This window comes from Pseudidiomarina terrestris (assembly GCF_030466405.1).
Classification (GTDB): Bacteria; Pseudomonadota; Gammaproteobacteria; order Enterobacterales; family Alteromonadaceae; genus Pseudidiomarina; species Pseudidiomarina terrestris.
The window spans coordinates 53,483-70,841 of the sequence record NZ_JAGGJF010000006.1; the positions used below are offsets into that span (position 1 = coordinate 53,483).

Sequence of the window (17,359 nt, forward strand, 5' to 3'; positions counted from 1 at the left end):
GTTCAGCATGGATGAGTGGAAGGTTCCGAACCAGCTGACTCACACGATGCTTAAAGCATTTCAACGCAAACAAAGGGAGACCTGGTCTAAAGGTCTCTCCTTGCGAGTGCATCGTGCCTTAAGCTGGTTAGACCGCGCCGAGCAGGAGCGCCACAGCAAGGATTTAGACGCGGAGTTTTTGTTTCTTTGGATTGGTTTTAATGCAGCTTACGCCAGTGAGTACAGCCAGGACAGCCGACTCAATCAGCGTGATGCCTACGCCGCTTTTTTCGAACGCATCCTTACCTATGATCAAAGCCAGCAGCTGTATGCCATGATTTGGGAACACTATCCCAATAAGATTCGTACCCTGATGAACAATCCCTATGTATTTCAGCCGTTCTGGGACAGCGCCACCGGCCGTAGTGAGCCCGATGCCTGGAAAGCTTCATTTGATTCTGCCAAGCGTGCTGGACACAAGGCCTTAGCAGAACGTGATGTGGTCACTAGTCTAAGTATTATCATGGATCGCCTGTACACCTTGCGCAATCAGCTCGTGCATGGGGGAGCGACCTGGAATGGGCAGCTGAACCGGGATCAGTTGCGTGATGGCTGCGGCATTTTAGCTCATTTGCTGCCCATGATTATTCAGTTGATGATGTTTAATGGTAATGACCTATGGGGCGATGCTGCCTATTTCATGGACCAGCAATCATGACAACACCGGTCATTATATTTATTCACGGCTTTGGGTCCAATGGCTACGGTAGTAAAGCACAGGCGATGCGCGAGTACTGCCAGCAGCACTCTATCCCTTACAGTGCGCCATCGCTCTCGCATATTCCCGACCTGGCGTTACAAACCTTGCGTGAGCTTATCGAGCAATTGCAGCGGGTCTCCGGTGAACGGAGCCTGTGCCTGATGGGCTCATCACTGGGTGGCTTTTATGCTCAGGTGCTGGCGCTTGAGTATGAATTACCGGTGGTACTTATCAATCCATCTATGCATGCCGGTCGCTCGTTGCGACGGGCACTGGGAACAGCCATCAATTATTATGATGACAGCCCTTACCAGTGGCGGGAAAGTTATGTCGACATGCTCGATAAACTTGAACCTTCCTATCCTTTGTCTTTCAGCAAAGAGCAATGCTGGTTACTGGCGCAAACCGCTGATGAGCTGCTCGATTACCGTGAAGCAGTACAAGCTCTCCCACAAGCAAAACATACGATTGAGCCCGGTGGCGACCATGGCTTCCAGGGCTTTGCCAGTCACATCCCTGAAATCGTATCTTTTTTCAGGTACGCAATTACATCTACCTGAGCTGTGCAAATTCTAGACACCCTCAGTTTTTCCCGTTATTGTTCAGACTAAAGCCTTAGACAGTAAGCCCTTATGAATCGCCGTTCGATTTACGCAAAGTCCTGTATTGCCATTTCCAGCCTGCTACTGGTCGTCTTTTCGTTGCCATTGTCGGCCTCGAACCTGCCTAGCTTTTTCGATTTTAATGAAAAAAATGCGCGCGCACAGACGCCGGCCCGTGATCTGGCATTAGAAGCCCAATTGGATGCGTTAATGGACGCTGATTTCGTGCCCTCAGACACTCAGGCGCTAGATGAGCTGCTACGCGACGTAGATGTAAACACGCCCATTGAAACCTTTGTACGTGCTCAGGGCTATCAGATTCTTCGGCTTGCCATGCAAGACAATTTAACGGCCGCGTTGGTTATTGCCGAAGAAGTTGAACAACTGGCCACGGCCGCTGACAATCTTAACGCGATCGCCGAAATTAATGTGATCATCGCCGAGGCTCATGTCGCAAACGAGAAGTTCGATAAAGCATCGACTCGCGTCGAGCGCATTCTTGAGTTGCTGCCCAGGGTCAGCAATGTCCGGATAAGGTTTCATGCCAATCATTTAGTTGCTCGTATTTTACAAAACAACAATGACACCTCTGATGCTCTCGAATATTTGCTCGCTGCACAGGCCCTTTTACCATTAACTGAAGCTCAGGGACAACAACGCCGGCGCCACTTCCTTAGCCTCCACCTTGCGCGTATACAGGCCAATCTCGGCCGCTGGGCGGCTTCTATGGCAACTGCTGAGAACGCGATTGAAGACACCAGACGTACCGGTATCCGCACCCACCTGCCTGACCTTTACCTGGTCCGGGCGTACTCGAAACAATATCAGAACGGTCCATCCCAAAGTATTGTCGACGCTTTTCTGGAAGCCGCGCAGGTCGCCCGTGACATGGGTAATGCCCGGGTCGAGATGCTGTCGTACAACAATGCGGGTGCCACCAAGCTGCACCTGAATGAACTCAACGATGCAACACAGTATCTGCAGCAAGGCCTGGTCATCGCAAGGCGCATTGGCAATATCAATGAGCGCTCAGTAACCGAGTTTAATTTAGGCTACATCAAGGTCTTGCAGGAACAGTACGATGCAGGCATTACTGAGATGTTGGCTGCCGCTGAAGTGTTTAATGGATTCGCGTTAAAGCGTGAGCAAGCGATACTGCTCACCCATATAGCCAGAGCCTACGAACTGGCCGGGCGCTATCAGGAACAGGCGGAAACGCTGAAAAAACAAGCGGCACTTCGTCAAGAAGTCGCCGAAACTCAGCGTGAACAGCAGATTAATGAGTTACAAGTTCGTTACGAAGCTGCCGAAAAGTCCTACGAGATCAAGTTACTGGAACAACAGGCCGAGCTGCAACGTCAGGAGCTCGCCAGCCAGGAACGCAAGCAGGATTTCGTTGTCCTTGCCGGGGCTTTTATGTTGGTTTTGCTGATAGTTTTCGCCGGTGTTTATCGTAAGACCAGAAAGCTAAACTTACTGCTTAACAAAGCCAACGCGGAGCTGCAAGAGCAATCATTACGTGATCCTTTGACAGGTTTACATAACCGGCGTGCTATTTACGATCGCCTGTTACGTGACGAGCAACGTATCTATACGGGAAACCACGCAGTGTTTATCCTTGATATCGATCACTTTAAAACCATTAACGATAAATACGGGCATTCGATCGGTGACGAAGTGTTAATAGAGTTTGGGCGTCGACTCAAACAGGCGACACGTAGCAGTGATATGGCAATTCGCTGGGGCGGCGAAGAATTCCTGCTTATCCTCGAAAATGTGCAAACCGAGCAGGTGATGCAGGTGGCGCGTAAGCTATTGACTGAGATCGGTGAAAAACCATTCCATACCAGCGCCGGGCGGCTGCATATCACGCTAAGTGGTGGCTGCACCGTCATGACCAGTGCCAAAGAGCAGATGCCTCCGAACTGGGATGACACGGTTCGACTCGTTGACGAGCTGCTTTATCAAGCCAAGAATGAAGGGCGTAATCGAATCCGCTATCAACCTGATTCCGGCCCCCGTGAAACTATTTATTTGCGCCCATAAAAAAAACCGCGCGAGTTACCTCGGCGCGGTTTTTTATAAGGTTTCATCGACCTATTTTTAAAGGTTTTCTAAAGCTGCGTTCAGGGTTGCTGATGGACGCATGGCTGCCGAAACTAATTTACCATCTGGCTGATAGTAACCACCAATCTCGACACTGTTCCCCTGCACTGCGTTCAGCTCGTTAACAATGGTACCTTCATTTTCGCTCATAAAGGTTGCCAGCTTGTTCATACGGGCTGCCAGGTCTTTGTCTTTGGTCTGCTCAGCAAGCGCTTCTGCCCAGTACAGCCCCAAATAAAAGTGGCTGCCGCGGTTGTCAATTTCACCTAATTTACGTGCGGGTGACTTATCGTTTTCCAGGAATTTGGCTGTGGCCTTGTCCAGTGCATCAGCAAGGATCTGAGCACGCTGATTGTCTGTACGTTGTGCCAGGTGCTCTAACGATGCCGCCAGGGCCAGGAATTCACCTAATGAATCCCAACGCAGGTAGTTCTCTTCGACAAACTGTTGCACGTGTTTCGGTGCAGAACCACCAGCACCCGTTTCGAATAAACCACCACCGTTCATCAGCGGCACGATAGACAGCATTTTTGCTGAGGTACCCAGTTCAAGAATCGGGAACAAATCAGTCAGGTAATCACGCAGTACGTTACCGGTGACCGAAATCGTGTCTTCACCCGCTTTCAGTCGCTGCAAGGTATGACGGGTCGCGTCAACCGGTGACATGATTTGCAGATCAAGACCATCGGTATCGTGATCCTGCAGATAAGTGTTCACCTTTTTGATTAATTCAGCGTCATGGGCACGGTTGGCATCCAGCCAGAATACTGCAGGCATACCACTCAGGCGTGAGCGGTTGACAGCCAATTTGACCCAATCACGGATAGGCTCGTCTTTGACCTGACACATGCGCCAGATATCACCTTTAGTAACCTCGTGTGAGAATACTTCCTCGCCAGCTTGGTTCAATACTTTGACCATACCGTCAGCTGGAATTTCAAAGGTCTTATCATGTGAACCATATTCTTCGGCTTTTTGCGCCATCAGGCCAACGTTCGGGCAGGTCCCCATGGTCGCCGGATCGAACGCACCGTTCTCACGACAAAAGGTAATAGTTTCATCATAAACACCGGCGTAAGAACGATCAGGAATCATTGCACGGGTATCCTGGCGTTCGTCGTTACGATTCCACATTTTACCTGAGTCACGAATCATCGCTGGCATAGAAGCATCGATGATGACATCACTAGGTACATGCAGGTTAGTAATACCTTTGTGCGAGTTGACCATCGCCAGGTCTGGCTGATCGTCGTAAACCGCCTGAATGTCCGCTTCAACTTCAGCACGTTTGTCGGCAGGCAGTTCTGCGATTTTAGCCAGCACGTCACCGAATCCATTGGTCGGGTCAACACCTAAATCATCGAACAGGTCAGCATGCTTATTGAATAGGTCTTTGAAGTAAACCTTCACCGCATGACCAAACATGATGGGGTCTGAAACCTTCATCATGGTCGCTTTTAAATGTAACGACAGCAGTACGCCCTCTTCTTTCGCTTTTGCGGTTTCACGAGCGAAGAAGTCCTGCAGTTTAGCGACGTCCATACGTGCAGCGTCAACCACTTCACCCGCCAGTACTTTGACCGAGTCTTTCAGTACAGTCTGGCCAGCAGGCGTGTTTAAAACAATTTTCAGGTCATCGGCAGCGGCAAAGGTGGTGGACTGCTCACTACCGTAAAAATCACCTTCGTCCATGTGTGCGACGCGGGTTTGCGAGTCTTTGCTCCACTTACCCATGCGGTGCGGGTGCTTCTTCGCATAGTTTTTCACTGATGCAGGAGCCCGGCGGTCTGAGTTACCTTCACGCAAGACCGGATTTACGGCAGAGCCTTTCACTTTGTCATAGCGCGACTTGATCTCACGCTCTTCATCCGATGCCGGCTCAAACGGGTAATCCGGAAGTTTATATCCCTGACTTTGCAGTTCCTTAATACAAGCGACCAGCTGCGGAATCGAGGCACTGATATTAGGTAGCTTGATGATGTTCGCTTCTGGTGTTTTGGCCAGTTCGCCAAGCTCAGCCAGGGCATCATTGATGCGTTGGTCTTCGCTCAGGTACTCAGGGAACAGGGCGATCACACGACCCGCCAGCGAGATATCACGAGTTTCAACTGAGACGCCTGCAGCTTCGGTAAATGCGCGGATAATCGGCAAGAAGGAGTAGGTTGCCAAGCGCGGCGCTTCGTCAGTTTCCGTATAAATAATCTTTGAACTATCAATCGCCATAGTCGTTCCTTACTAGGTTCGGAAAGGATTAGAAAAGTGGCGCGAAGTATAGCAAGGATGGGCAATATAGACCAGTCAGCCTAACTTAAATTCCACTATTCATGGTGTTTATTACTCTTCTCATAAATTGACAGTTATCCGTTTGCAAACTAGGAATAAGTAACCGCGTGACAACGCATAATAATTAAGGAGCGAGAAATGACATTGCGATGGATCAAAGTTCTTCTGGTACTCAGCATGGGGCTGATGTGCCTGTTCTATGCTTTGCAAAACATAGCAAATCTGGATGCAGTCTACTATTTTGTCGGCTCAGTGCTTACCATGGCTGATCACGAATACTATCCCAATACGTTCGCTTTTGCTGTTGAGGGGAATGGGCTCATCCAGGTCGCTTCCTGGATTATTATTTTACTCGAGGCGCTGGCCGGCTTATTGTTTCTGTTCGCGGCCTGGCTACTGATCAAGCAAATCAACTCCCCCGCCATTGTCTTTCAAAAAACCAAATCCATGACCTTTATCGCAGCGGGTGTTGCGACCTTAGTCTGGTTTGGCTTGTTTCATGTGCTCGGCGGTGCCTTCTTCCAAATGTGGCAAACACCTCTCGGCGATAGTGCCTTTAAAGGCTCCTTTACTTATTTCGCTTCAATATTGCTGATCACCTTTTTCGTCAATCTGCACGAAGACTAAAAAAAAAGCAGGCACCAAGTGCCTGCTTTGTGAACCTAAACGCTTGGCGTTTTAGTTTTAGTCAATTTTTGGCGCAGTCAGACCACGACGTTCCAGCAAAGCGTCAACCGTTGGCTTTTGGCCACGGAAGTCGATGTACTGTTGCATCGGATCTTTACTGTTACCTTTGGACAGAATGGCATCACGGAATGCCTGACCGTTTTCAAGGGTAAGACCGCCGCTCTCCTGCACGTACTTAAACGCGTCAGCAGCAAGTACTTCTGACCACATATACGCGTAGTAACCCGCTGAGTAACCGCCAGCGAACACGTGGGCGAAGAAGTTCGAGCGATAACGTGGTGGTACCGCATCAACGTCAACACCGTTACGTACCAGTGCGCCTTCTTCAAACTGATTCACATCTTCGATGCTTGCTGCAGCTTCCTTGGTCAGAGTGTGATACTCAAGATCAAGTAATGCTGCGGCAATGTACTCGAGCGTGTCATAACCCATGTTGAAGTTTTTCGCAGCCATGACTTTGTCCAGCAATTCCTGTGGAATTTGCTCACCTGTTTCATGGTGTTTGGCCATGTTCGCAAGAACTTTCGGGTTCAGCGTCCAATCTTCCTGGAACGTCGATGGGAACTCAACATAGTCACGTGACACTGAGGTGCCGGCCAGTGACGGGTACATAACGTCAGAGAACATACCATGCAAAGCGTGGCCCATCTCATGGAACATCGTGCTCACTTCGTCAAAGCTTAACAGCGTTGGCTCACCGTCAGCGGCTTTAGTGATGTTCATGTTGTTCAGGATAACCGGCTTGGTGTCCATTAAGTGTGACTGTGAAACGAACGAGCTCATCCAGGCGCCGCCACGTTTACCGTCACGGGTGAACCAGTCACCGTAAAACAATCCCAGGCTCTCACCATCAACATCTTTAACTTCATAAACGACAATATCGTCCGCGTAAGTCGGGATGTCGTCACGCTTTTCAAAGCTGATACCGAAGAGCTGGTTCATGGCATAGAATACGCCATCTTCAACAACGCGGTTGAACTCGAAGTATTGCTTCACTTCATTGGAGTCCATTGCGTATTTTTCTGCACGGACTTTTTCAGCATAAAATGCCCAGTCCCACGGCTCAACTTCAAACTCGCCGCCTTCAGCGTTAATCACATCCTGAATAGCGACCATTTCGCCTTTAACGTTGCTCACCACCGCAGGTACGAGGTCACGGAGCATGCTTTGCGCAGCTTCCGGAGCTGAGGCCATGCTGCGCTCAAGCACATAGGCACCCCAGTTTTCATAGCCTAATAATTCGGCTTTTTCAGCGCGTAATTCAGCAAGTTTTTTCACCAGTGGACGGTTATCCGTCGCGGTATTACCAGAACCACGAAGCGCAGACGCTTTCCAGACTTTCTCGCGCAGTTCACGATTTTCCAGTGACGACAAAATCGGCTGGCGAGTTGTGTTGGTTACTGTAATAACGTACTTACCTGGCATATCTTTGCTTTCTGCAGTACTGGCAAGGCGAGCAATTTGAGATTCAGTCAAACCTGCTAATTCCGCTTTATCTTCCACCACGACCATGTTCTCATCGACTAAGTTCATGAGGTTGTTACGGAATTCGGTGGTAACTGAAGACATCTCAGAGTTGATTTCGCGGATACGCGCCTGCTGATCATCGGACAGCTCAGCACCAGCGCGAACAAAGCCTTTATAGGTATCTTCTACTAAGCGCAAGGCTTCGCCTTCCAGCTGGTCGCGATTTTCATAAACGGTTTTTACCCGTGCGAACAAATCAGCGTTCAGATTGATGTTATCGCTATGCGCGGCAAACTTAGGCGCCATCTTCACTTGTAAGGCACGGAACTCATCGTTACCCGCTGAACCCGCAACGTTGCCAAATACCGCCGCAACACGGCCCAGTAACTGACCCGATTTTTCCATCGCTACGATAGTATTTTCAAAAGTCGCTGGCTCAGAATTTGCAGCAATGGCTTCGATTTCCTTAGCATGCTCTTCAATACCGGCAAGTAAGGCTGGCTCGTAATGAGCGAATTCAATTTTGGTGAAATCTGGAGCCTGAAACGGCAAGCTGCTCTCAGCATAGAATGGGTTGCTTTGGTTGAACTCAGCGGCTGCGCCTTGTTCGGTTGTTTGTTGAGTTTGCTCGGCGGCTTGTTCTGTCGCAGTCTGTGCTGCTTCTTTATCGCCACACGCAGCAACTGTGAGTGCTGCGCCGATAGCTACGGCAATGATGCTCTTACGCATTGGAGAATCTCCCTGTGGGTTCGTTGACCTACTACCTTAACAGATAGGGTTGGTTATTAACGCACAATAATGTAACCCTTGGTTACCGGGCACTCAAGAGCTTTTCGTAGCGTCAAACATGCGTTTGAACCTATTCTGACGAGCTTAAGCGACTTCTTTGACAGGGATCAGCGCCGCCAGACCATAATTTGCCCGAGCTTTGTCACAGTAAGGATTAGCAATTTCATCACCGGCCACAAACTCGCGACAGGGTGAAGGACGATTTTGATAAATGCGACATCCGACGTGTTTGCCGATCTCGCCTTCCAGCGCGACACAACGCGGTTGAGCCTGATTCGTGCCCTGCATGCAGAGTAGATGAGGATGGAAAATTTCGGTTAATTCTGAAGGAACGTAACCGGCAGGTGCGCCAGTGGCTTCACCCCAATAGAAAGACACGCGATAGAACGCGCAGCAAGCCCCACACGTCAAGCAGGCGGAAACCTTACTCATCGCGCAACACTCCAGAAGAAAAGTCTTATTGAAATGGCGGAGCGGACGGGACTCGAACCCGCGACCCCCGGCGTGACAGGCCGGTATTCTAACCAACTGAACTACCGCTCCGCAGCGGTCAATGCTTTCAGGAAAGTGGCGGAGCGGACGGGACTCGAACCCGCGACCCCCGGCGTGACAGGCCGGTATTCTAACCAACTGAACTACCGCTCCAGTTTCCTGATTCTGGGTTTCCCGGGTGGGTCCCCCTGAATGCGGAGCGAATATTACGAGGGCGGTCGCCCCTCGTCAACCTTTTTTTTGAAGTTTTGTTTTGTTTGCCTGAAAAACAATCAAATCGCCTTGTTTTCCTTACTTTCGCCCCTGCAGACCGATCGCAATTATGCGCAACTTCAGGTAATCTCCCTCTACATTACAGCGAATCACTACAAGGTTTATCAGCGGCATGCGACAAATCGTACTAGATACTGAAACCACCGGCCTTGACCCTGCGCGCGGACACCGCATTATCGAGATTGGTGCGGTTGAGCTTATTGGTCGTAAGCTTACCGGCAATACCTTCCATGTCTACATCAACCCGCAGCGCGTGGTTGAGCAGGAAGCCATTGGCGTACATGGCATCACCAATGAGTTCCTGCAAGATAAACCAGTGTTTGCTCAAATCGCAGACGAGTTTCTGGAGTTTATTAAGGGTGCTGAATTAGTCATTCACAACGCGCCTTTCGATGTCGGCTTTATGGACCATGAGTTCGCCCTCCTGCGCAATGGCACCGGCGCCACCCGCGATTACTGTGGTGTGCTGGATACCCTGTTGCTGGCGCGGGAAATGCGCCCAGGGCAGAAAAACAATCTGGATGCGCTTTGTCGGGCCTTTGGCATCGATAATTCTAATCGAACCTTTCACGGCGCGCTACTCGATGCGGAACTACTGGCCGATGTTTACCTGATGATGACAGGTGGCCAGACCAAACTGGAGCTTGCCACGCAAAAACAGTCCCATCAGCAAAACGGTCAGCAAGTAGACTGGCGGCCAGTGCAGGATAAACCCTCATTGCGGGTTATCAAGGCCTCGGCGGAGGAAGAACAAGCGCATCAGGAGCGACTTCAGCTTATCGACGCGCCACTCTGGCAGCAGCCCTCATGAAGCACGTACATATCTATACCGATGGTTCTTGTCTGGGAAACCCGGGCCCTGGCGGCTATGGTGCGGTCATTGAATATGGTGAGCATCGTAAGGAACTTGCTGCGGGGTATCGTCTGACGACCAATAACCGGATGGAGATGCTGGCCGCAATTAAGGCACTTGAAGCCTTGAAGCATCCTTGTCAGGTCACCCTTACTTCAGACAGTCAGTACCTTAAACAGGGCATCGAAAACTGGATTCATAACTGGAAACGTAACGGCTGGCGTACATCCAATCGTAAGCCGGTGAAAAATGCGGATCTTTGGCAGGCCTTGGACCAAGCGGTCCAGCGTCACAAGGTCAGTTGGGAATGGGTGAAAGGCCATGCCGGCCACCCCCAGAACGAACGCTGTGATGAATTAGCGCGACAGGCAGCCAGCGGATCCAAGCTAAGCGAGGACACTGGCTACCAGCCTTAGCTGAGTGCGGATACTCGATTATTCCCCGGTCACTTGCGGGTATTTGCGTTCGTCCCATGCCTGCATGCCACCATCAACTGAGATCACTTTATCAAATCCCATGCGTTGCAGTGACTCGGCAGCCAGCGCTGAGCGCCCACCTGAACGACAAATCAAATACAATGGCTGCGCTGCAATACGCTGCAGTGCGTCATCGTAGCCAGCGACATCCGGATGTTGGTTCAGCTGCATTTCCAGCACGCCCCGGGGCATATTGACCGCTCCGCGAATATGACCTGCTGCATACTCACCGGGCTCCCGCACATCTATCACCCGGGCTCCCTCGGCGATTCGTTGTTGCAGGGTATCGACATCGACCTCGTCGACATTGCTCTTTGCTTTTGCGCATAATTGTTGTGGTGTTAGCATCAGTACTCCTTCGGTTGGGTTTGGTTCGCCAGGGGTGCAGTCTGCAAATTTGGCCGTACCTGGCGGTGTTTATGGCGCTCGCTTACTAACGTTAACGGAAATTCTCGTTTTTTAGCAACAACTAAATAAAGCGCCCCACTTTGCGGAATAAATTTATAAATGCGTTCCATCCCTGCTTGCAGGATTCCCCAGCGCTGCTGCAACAGGCTCGGCGCGAAATACTGCTGTACCGTGACCTCAAAATTCAGTAATGACAGCCAGTCTAACAACCGGGCTTTACTAAAGTAACGGCCCGACCAAGGGTAACGCTTCATATTGCCCGGCCATAATCCCGTTAACAGGTTTGGGCTAAAAGGATTAAAGCCCACGTAGATTAATTTACCATCGGCAATCAAACTGCGGCTTACATCCCTTAATACTTGATGGGGATCGCTTTCAAATTCAAGCTGCCCCACCATCAAAATCGAATCCAGCGCGTCCTCCGCGAACGGCCAGTCGGTGCTTTTCGCTTGTACCTGTACTTGCTCATGCAGTTGCTCCGCGACGCTGAACTGATGGGCAACGGCAAATTTAGGCAGTTCCAGTTCAGCTGTCAGACAGCCCACCCTGGCAAAATGGTACCCATACAACCGCTCACAGTGGGGCGCTAGCTCCTGCTCAGTCTGCGTCTTCAGCCATTGGCCGCAAGCTAACTGCTGCCAATGCTTCGGCGCTTTCACTGCCTGTTCACGAAATGCGGGTTTTAACATGTGCTCCGTTGACCTGTATACTGTTCGCACGCGAATGCAAAATGAATGAGTAAATTATGCTTATATCCCCGATCAGAGCCTTTGATGATAACTACATTTGGGCGATTCAGCCAGCCAAGGGGAAGCCTGCTGTTATTGTAGACCCCGGTGATGAAAAACCTGTGCTGGCGTGGCTGGAAAAGCACAATGTGCAACTGGCAAGTATCCTGATCACCCACCATCATTGGGATCATACCGACGGTCTGATGCCGTTACTGGAGCACTACCAGGTGCCGGTCTACGGCCCTGCGAATCCGAAAATAGAAGGTATCACTCATCCCGTTGCCGAAGGCAATACCTTCGTACCTGAGGGTCTTCAAAGCCGCTTTGAAGTGATTGAAACGCCCGGTCATACCCTCGACCATATCAGCTTTTACACCCCGGGCCTGCTGTTTTGCGGCGATACCCTGTTCAGCGCTGGCTGCGGACGTATGTTTGAGGGCACAGCACCACAATTTTACACGTCTTTACGCAAACTGGCAGAACTTCCGGCAACAACCGCCGTCTACTGTACCCATGAGTATACTGCCGCCAACTTGCGTTTCGCAGCCGCTGCCGAACCTGATAACAAGGCTATCGAGCAAGCTCAACGGGACGTCGCCGCCCGGCGTGAGGACGACCAGCCCTCTTTGCCGTCGAGCATAGCGCGGGAGCTCGAAATTAACCCCTTTTTACATGCCCGGGATCCTGACGAGTTCGCACGATTAAGGCAGTGGAAAGATAAGTTTTAAACCCGTACACTGCTGTGCAGAACGTCGCAGAGATTTTATATATAGGAACAGGTTCACATGAAAAATTGGGTAGTGCTGACCATGAGTGCGTTGGCTCTGGCTGGCTGTCAGTCGACACCGACCGAGCAGCAGACGGCAAAAATAGAAACAAAACAGGAAGATAAAATCTCGCCAGCACCCCAGATTGATACCACGCCCGAGCGAGTTTTGTTAAGTCCACAACTGATCGCTGCCGAGCCTGTTATCGAAGAGCTGACACCACAGCAGGAAGCTGACGTCTGGGAACGTATCCGGCGCCAGCTGAGCATGCCCGTTCCTGATGAAGCCCGGATTACGGCGCAGCGGAATTATTACCTCAAGCATCCCGCTTATATGAATCGGGTGGCCGAGCGTGCTGCACCTTTTATGCACCTCATCGTGGCCGAGATAGAACGCCGTGGATTGCCTTTAGAGCTGGCTCTGTTGCCCATCGTTGAAAGCGCATTTGACCCATTTGCTTACTCCCATGGGCAAGCCGCAGGGGTGTGGCAGTTTATTCCGGGAACTGCGCGACAGTATGGCCTTGATATTAACTGGTGGTACGACGGTCGGCGCGATGTTTATGCCTCAACCCATGCTGCATTGGACTATCTCACCGACTTAAATAGTCGCTTTGATGACTGGTTGCACGCGCTCGCTGCTTATAACTCAGGCGGTGGCCGGGTCAACTCAGCTATTCGTAAAAATAAACGTCAAGGTAAAGCCACAGACTTCTGGTCCCTTGATTTGCCGCGGGAAACCCGTGCTTATGTACCAAAACTTCTCGCTTTGGCGGACATTCTGAAAAATCAGGACACCTATCAGGTCAGTTGGTTACCGATCCCAAACCAACCCTACCTGGAAGTGATTGAAACCGAAGCCCAAATTGATTTAGCGCTGGCTGCAGAGAAATCCGGGCTTAAGCTTGATCAATTGCACCACTACAACTCTGGCTACAATCGCTGGGCTACTGACCCCGAGGGGCCACATCGCCTGTTACTGCCACGGGAAAATGCGCAACAACTTAAGCACTGGTTAGCAACTGCCGACAGCAAAGACCTGGTCCGGTGGACCCGGCACAAAGTGCAGTCAGGAGAGAGCCTGATTGTCATCGCCAAGCAGTACCAGACGACCACACAAGCTATTCAGCAAGCCAATTCGATACGTGGCCACCTGATCCGTGCGGGGGATTACTTATTAATTCCAGCTGCCTCACGCGATCTGAAGGAGTATAACCTCTCAGCAGATCAGCGCTTGTCGGCGACCCAATCGCAACAACGTGGGTCTTACAAAATCACGCACGAAATCGCCACAGGCGATACCTTCTGGGATTTAAGTCGCAAATATAACGTCAACTTACGCCAACTTGCCAAATGGAATGGCATGGCTCCTACAGACCCTTTGCGACCAGGCCGGGAGCTGGTGGTATGGCTGACCGATGACAGTCAGCCAAGCGGTGTTACCCGGAGTATTCACTATCGGGTTCGCTCAGGAGATTCGCTCGCACGAATTGCACAGAAGTTTAACGTGCGAATCGGTGACATTGAGAAGTGGAACCAGATTACCAGAACCAAGTACTTGCAACCTGGTCAGCGCCTCAAACTTATTGTCGACGTGACCAGGTTAGGTGCTGACTCTTAACTTGTAATCAGCGCTTGCAGATCGTCTTCGCTGAGCACTGGAACACCCAGTTGCTCAGCTTTACTAAGCTTAGAGCCGGCATTCTCACCGGCGATGACAGCTGTAGTCTTCTTCGATACGCTGCCACTGACCTTAGCGCCCCGTGCTTGCAGTGCTTGTTTGGCTTCATCACGCGTCATTTGCGTGAGTGTACCTGTCAGCACGTAGGTATTGCCGGCCAGCGTTGCTTCACTGGCAGCCAGTTTTTCTATCGCCGGCCAATGAATACCTAATTCGAGCAACTCCCGCACGACGTCCTGGTTGTGAGCTTCGCGAAAGAACTGATAGATATGACTGGCGACAACTTTACCCACGTCATCAACTTCCTCAAGCTGGTCCTGAGAAGCCTCCTGTAGCTCCTCTAAAGAACCGAAATGACTGGCCAGATTCGCAGCTGTCGCCTCGCCAACTTCACGTATGCCCAGCGCGTAGAGAAATTTAGGCAAGGTCGTTTCCTTGCTGGCAGTGATCGCCGCAACAATGTTCTCGGCTGACTTCTCACCCATGCGCGGTAACATTGCTAGCTCGCGCGCCTTTAGTCGATAAAGGTCGGCCGGTGATTTTAACCATTCACGCTCAACCAGTAATTCAAGCAATTTATCGCCGAGACCATCAATATCCATGGCTTTACGTGAGGCAAAGTGCTTGAGAGCTTCTTTACGCTGAGCGCCGCAGATAAGGCCGCCTGTGCAACGGGCCACCGCCTCGCCTTCAGCCCGTTCAATGTTTGACCCACACACCGGGCAACAGCTCGGAAATTCGATAGCTTGGGCATCATCCGGACGGCGCTCGGTGACGACATTAACGACTTGTGGGATGACATCTCCGGCGCGGCGGATAATCACCGTGTCGCCCAGTTTAATATCCAGTCGCGCAATCTCATCGGCATTGTGCAAGGTGGCATTGGAAACGGTCACACCAGCGACTGCTACCGGCTCAAGCCGCGCCACTGGTGTAATAGCACCGGTTCTGCCGACCTGGAAGTCGACACCATGAATCACCGTCATTTCCTCTTGTGCAGGAAATTTCCAGGCGATTGCCCAACGTGGCGCACGGGAGACAAATCCCAGATCCTGTTGCTGCTTGATAGCATCCACTTTTAATACGATACCGTCGATTTCGTAGCGCAAATCATGACGGCGTTCGAGGATGTCAGCGTAATACGTCAGACAACCTGCGGAGCTCTCAACTTGTTTAACCTCTGCACTGACCGGCAAGCCCCAGTCCGCCAATTGCTGCAACCGCTCATAATGAGAGTCCGCCAGTTCTGCATCAGCGCTCACCACGCCCATGCTATAGGCATAAAAATGTAAAGGCCGCTGCGCTGTGATCCGTGAATCCAATTGACGCAGACTGCCAGCCGCAGCATTGCGCGGATTGGCAAAGGTTTTCTCGCCTCGAGCCAGCGCTTTTTCGTTAAACTCCGCAAACGCTTGCAGGGGCATAAAAACTTCGCCACGCACCTCCATACGTTCGGGAAAATTACCGTGTAGCTGCAGCGGTAAGTTGCGAATCGTTCGCACGTTAGCAGTAATGGCTTCGCCTGTTTGCCCATCGCCCCGGGTCGCCCCCTGTACCAACTGACCATTCTCGTACAGCAAGCTGACAGCGGCACCGTCTAGCTTTGGCTCACAGCAATACGCAATCTCTGAGCCACTGTCCAGGCGCTCTTCCACTCGGCTGGCAAATGCTTCAAACTCACTTTGTTCAAACGCGTTGTCCAGCGACAACATCGGCATTTCGTGACGCACTTGTGAAAAAGCTGAAACCGGCCGGCTGCCGACTTTTTGGGTAGGCGAATACTCACTTTGGAGCTCGGGATGTTGCCGTTCCAGTTCCTGCAATTCGCGAAAGAGTCGATCGTATTCAGCATCGGGCACTGAAGGCTCATCGAGTTCGTAGTATTCCTGATTATAACGGGTAATGAGCGTGCGTAGACGTTCTACGCGCTGGCTAACATCTGTGTCTGTCATAGCGTTTTGTTACTGCCGAATAAGTCGTTTACGTTCGTATTCACGAATGTTCTGATGAATATGCTGCACTGCCTGACGGGTCAACGGATTGCGATTCTCATCCAACACCTGGCCGCCATCAACTGCTGCGGCGAGCTTCTCTGCCGCGTTTTGCATCATGGTAAAGGCTTTTGTTGAATTACTTTTTATGGGTAATGCCAGAAATAATGCGACCCCTTTGGTTTCAAATTGCTCCATCGCATCAATATCAAAAGTGCCAGGATTAAACATGTTCGCCAAACTAAACAGCACAGGTCCCTGACCTGCGGTATCAACGTGACGATGAAAAATATCGAACTCACCGTATTTAAAGCCAAGTTCAGTCATTTGCTGCAATAACACTGGTCCGGTGATATGACCCATGACATGTAAAGCAATCACCAGATCGGGGGCTTGTGTCAACGCGGGTTCATCTCCTGGCTCTAACTCGAGTTCCATACTTTGCTGTGCGGGCTGGGATGGTTCCGGCTTATTCCGCACTGAGGCCGCTTTTGGCTTAGCTTTTTGTTTTGCGGGCTGTTGCTGTTCAGCCTGTTTCAGCTCATCGGGCTCTGCCGCCAGCGATGGCAAATCAAGTTCACCTTCATCGTCCATCGCCCGAATGGGCTTACTCCGTGGTGTTAACTCTTCAGCGTCCACTTGCGTGGGCTGTCGCGCTGCTTGCGCACCAGCTTCATTTTGCGTGCGTCCAACCACTTCTCGCGGTTCTGTTGATTGCTGGGTTCGAGCAACGTGACTACCGTCAGCCGAACGACGCGCTGCTGCTCCTGCCGGACGCTCCTGAGCGCGCTCAGAGGCGCGCTTAATCACGCGCACTTCACCGATGCCATCGTCATCAAAGCCCTGACCTGGCTGCGACTGCTGTTGGCGTTTACGCTCAAGCTCAAGTTCGCGTGCCTGGGCACGACGTTCATTACGACGTATATTCCACATACCGTGGCCAATAATCAGGCCAATCAGTAGCAGACCGATTACGCTAAAAACAATTTGCATGGTACTCATTGCAGGCTTTCCA

The 17,359-nt window shown here is 51.2% G+C and carries 15 protein-coding genes and 2 tRNA genes; 8 read left to right on the forward strand and 9 right to left on the reverse strand.

All coding sequences use genetic code 11. The features are described from left to right. Window positions 1-7: 7 nt before the first annotated feature. The 3 genes from J6J34_RS11030 to J6J34_RS11040 all read left to right on the forward strand — a co-directional run bounded on the left by J6J34_RS11030 (window position 8) and on the right by J6J34_RS11040 (window position 3,387). Window positions 8-697, forward strand: coding sequence for a HEPN domain-containing protein (locus J6J34_RS11030; protein WP_301774085.1), 690 nt, complete (start codon window positions 8-10; stop codon window positions 695-697). Then, complete coding sequence (locus J6J34_RS11035) at window positions 694-1,299, forward strand: YqiA/YcfP family alpha/beta fold hydrolase (protein WP_301899035.1); 606 nt, start codon at window positions 694-696, stop codon at window positions 1,297-1,299. The genes J6J34_RS11030 and J6J34_RS11035 overlap by 4 nt, the downstream gene beginning before the upstream one ends. Window positions 1,300-1,371: 72 nt before the next feature. Beyond that, complete coding sequence (locus tag J6J34_RS11040; RefSeq protein ID WP_301899036.1) at window positions 1,372-3,387, forward strand: GGDEF domain-containing protein; 2,016 nt, start codon at window positions 1,372-1,374, stop codon at window positions 3,385-3,387. Between the two features lie 57 nt (window positions 3,388-3,444). Here the strand turns inward: J6J34_RS11040 and J6J34_RS11045 are convergent, their stop codons facing one another. Continuing rightward, the gene (locus J6J34_RS11045; protein WP_301721864.1) at window positions 3,445-5,670 is read right to left on the reverse strand and encodes an NADP-dependent isocitrate dehydrogenase; all 2,226 of its coding nucleotides are present in this window, start codon (window positions 5,668-5,670) and stop codon (window positions 3,445-3,447) included. A gap of 198 nt (window positions 5,671-5,868) precedes the next feature. On the opposite strand from J6J34_RS11045, the gene J6J34_RS11050 reads away from it, so the two are divergent. Further along, on the forward strand, window positions 5,869-6,357 hold the full coding sequence (locus J6J34_RS11050) for a DUF2165 family protein (protein ID WP_301721863.1): 489 nt from the start codon (window positions 5,869-5,871) through the stop codon (window positions 6,355-6,357). 57 nt (window positions 6,358-6,414) lie between these two features. Here the strand turns inward: J6J34_RS11050 and J6J34_RS11055 are convergent, their stop codons facing one another. The 4 genes from J6J34_RS11055 to J6J34_RS11070 all read right to left on the reverse strand — a co-directional run bounded on the left by J6J34_RS11055 (window position 6,415) and on the right by J6J34_RS11070 (window position 9,318). Continuing rightward, on the reverse strand, window positions 6,415-8,613 hold the full coding sequence (locus J6J34_RS11055) for a M3 family metallopeptidase (protein ID WP_301774081.1): 2,199 nt from the start codon (window positions 8,611-8,613) through the stop codon (window positions 6,415-6,417). Between the two features lie 144 nt (window positions 8,614-8,757). Beyond that, complete coding sequence (locus J6J34_RS11060) at window positions 8,758-9,105, reverse strand: YkgJ family cysteine cluster protein (RefSeq protein ID WP_301721861.1); 348 nt, start codon at window positions 9,103-9,105, stop codon at window positions 8,758-8,760. A gap of 34 nt (window positions 9,106-9,139) precedes the next feature. Beyond that, window positions 9,140-9,216: transfer RNA gene (locus J6J34_RS11065), tRNA-Asp, on the reverse strand. A gap of 25 nt (window positions 9,217-9,241) precedes the next feature. Beyond that, a tRNA-Asp gene (locus tag J6J34_RS11070) sits at window positions 9,242-9,318 on the reverse strand. Between the two features lie 232 nt (window positions 9,319-9,550). On the opposite strand from J6J34_RS11070, the gene dnaQ reads away from it, so the two are divergent. Next, window positions 9,551-10,249 (forward strand): DNA polymerase III subunit epsilon, encoded by a 699-nt coding sequence (dnaQ, locus tag J6J34_RS11075; RefSeq protein WP_301721858.1) that lies wholly within the window; start codon window positions 9,551-9,553, stop codon window positions 10,247-10,249. Continuing rightward, window positions 10,246-10,707, forward strand: a complete 462-nt coding sequence (gene rnhA, locus J6J34_RS11080) for a ribonuclease HI (protein WP_301899037.1) — start codon at window positions 10,246-10,248, stop codon at window positions 10,705-10,707. The genes dnaQ and rnhA overlap by 4 nt, the downstream gene beginning before the upstream one ends. An 18-nt stretch (window positions 10,708-10,725) precedes the next feature. On the opposite strand, the gene J6J34_RS11085 is transcribed toward rnhA, so the two are convergent. Both J6J34_RS11085 and J6J34_RS11090 read right to left on the reverse strand, forming a co-directional pair. Beyond that, entirely contained in the window at window positions 10,726-11,115 is a 390-nt protein-coding gene (locus J6J34_RS11085; RefSeq protein ID WP_301721854.1) for a rhodanese-like domain-containing protein, read from the reverse strand. After that, on the reverse strand, window positions 11,115-11,864 hold the full coding sequence (locus tag J6J34_RS11090; protein ID WP_301721852.1) for a methyltransferase domain-containing protein: 750 nt from the start codon (window positions 11,862-11,864) through the stop codon (window positions 11,115-11,117). Before J6J34_RS11090 ends, J6J34_RS11085 begins: the two co-directional genes overlap by 1 nt. Window positions 11,865-11,920: 56 nt before the next feature. Between J6J34_RS11090 and gloB the strand changes: the two genes are divergently transcribed. Continuing rightward, the gene (gene gloB / locus J6J34_RS11095; protein WP_301721851.1) at window positions 11,921-12,634 is read left to right on the forward strand and encodes a hydroxyacylglutathione hydrolase; all 714 of its coding nucleotides are present in this window, start codon (window positions 11,921-11,923) and stop codon (window positions 12,632-12,634) included. A 57-nt stretch (window positions 12,635-12,691) separates the two neighbouring features. After that, on the forward strand, window positions 12,692-14,293 hold the full coding sequence (locus tag J6J34_RS11100) for a lytic transglycosylase (RefSeq protein WP_301774077.1): 1,602 nt from the start codon (window positions 12,692-12,694) through the stop codon (window positions 14,291-14,293). On the opposite strand, the gene ligA is transcribed toward J6J34_RS11100, so the two are convergent. Together ligA and zipA are read right to left on the reverse strand one after the other, a co-directional pair. Continuing rightward, on the reverse strand, window positions 14,290-16,305 hold the full coding sequence (gene ligA / locus J6J34_RS11105; protein ID WP_301774076.1) for an NAD-dependent DNA ligase LigA: 2,016 nt from the start codon (window positions 16,303-16,305) through the stop codon (window positions 14,290-14,292). The genes J6J34_RS11100 and ligA overlap by 4 nt on opposite strands. A gap of 9 nt (window positions 16,306-16,314) precedes the next feature. Beyond that, window positions 16,315-17,346: a cell division protein ZipA gene (zipA, locus tag J6J34_RS11110; RefSeq protein WP_301834744.1), complete on the reverse strand. Its 1,032-nt coding sequence runs from the start codon at window positions 17,344-17,346 to the stop codon at window positions 16,315-16,317. Window positions 17,347-17,359: the final 13 nt, after the last annotated feature.

Bases quoted from the DNA above. Each gene is read 5' to 3' on its own strand.
- J6J34_RS11030 (WP_301774085.1), top strand. From the start codon at position 8: ATGGATGAGTGGAAGGTTCCGAACCAGCTGACTCACACGATGCTTAAA.
- J6J34_RS11100 (WP_301774077.1), top strand. From the start codon at position 12,692: ATGAAAAATTGGGTAGTGCTGACCATGAGTGCGTTGGCTCTGGCTGGC.
- J6J34_RS11090 (WP_301721852.1), bottom strand. From the start codon at position 11,864: ATGTTAAAACCCGCATTTCGTGAACAGGCAGTGAAAGCGCCGAAGCAT.
- gloB (WP_301721851.1), top strand. From the start codon at position 11,921: ATGCTTATATCCCCGATCAGAGCCTTTGATGATAACTACATTTGGGCG.
- J6J34_RS11035 (WP_301899035.1), top strand. From the start codon at position 694: ATGACAACACCGGTCATTATATTTATTCACGGCTTTGGGTCCAATGGC.
- J6J34_RS11045 (WP_301721864.1), bottom strand. From the start codon at position 5,670: ATGGCGATTGATAGTTCAAAGATTATTTATACGGAAACTGACGAAGCG.
- ligA (WP_301774076.1), bottom strand. From the start codon at position 16,305: ATGACAGACACAGATGTTAGCCAGCGCGTAGAACGTCTACGCACGCTC.
- zipA (WP_301834744.1), bottom strand. From the start codon at position 17,346: ATGAGTACCATGCAAATTGTTTTTAGCGTAATCGGTCTGCTACTGATT.
- dnaQ (WP_301721858.1), top strand. From the start codon at position 9,551: ATGCGACAAATCGTACTAGATACTGAAACCACCGGCCTTGACCCTGCG.
- J6J34_RS11085 (WP_301721854.1), bottom strand. From the start codon at position 11,115: ATGCTAACACCACAACAATTATGCGCAAAAGCAAAGAGCAATGTCGAC.
- J6J34_RS11055 (WP_301774081.1), bottom strand. From the start codon at position 8,613: ATGCGTAAGAGCATCATTGCCGTAGCTATCGGCGCAGCACTCACAGTT.
- rnhA (WP_301899037.1), top strand. From the start codon at position 10,246: ATGAAGCACGTACATATCTATACCGATGGTTCTTGTCTGGGAAACCCG.
- J6J34_RS11060 (WP_301721861.1), bottom strand. From the start codon at position 9,105: ATGAGTAAGGTTTCCGCCTGCTTGACGTGTGGGGCTTGCTGCGCGTTC.
- J6J34_RS11050 (WP_301721863.1), top strand. From the start codon at position 5,869: ATGACATTGCGATGGATCAAAGTTCTTCTGGTACTCAGCATGGGGCTG.
- J6J34_RS11040 (WP_301899036.1), top strand. From the start codon at position 1,372: ATGAATCGCCGTTCGATTTACGCAAAGTCCTGTATTGCCATTTCCAGC.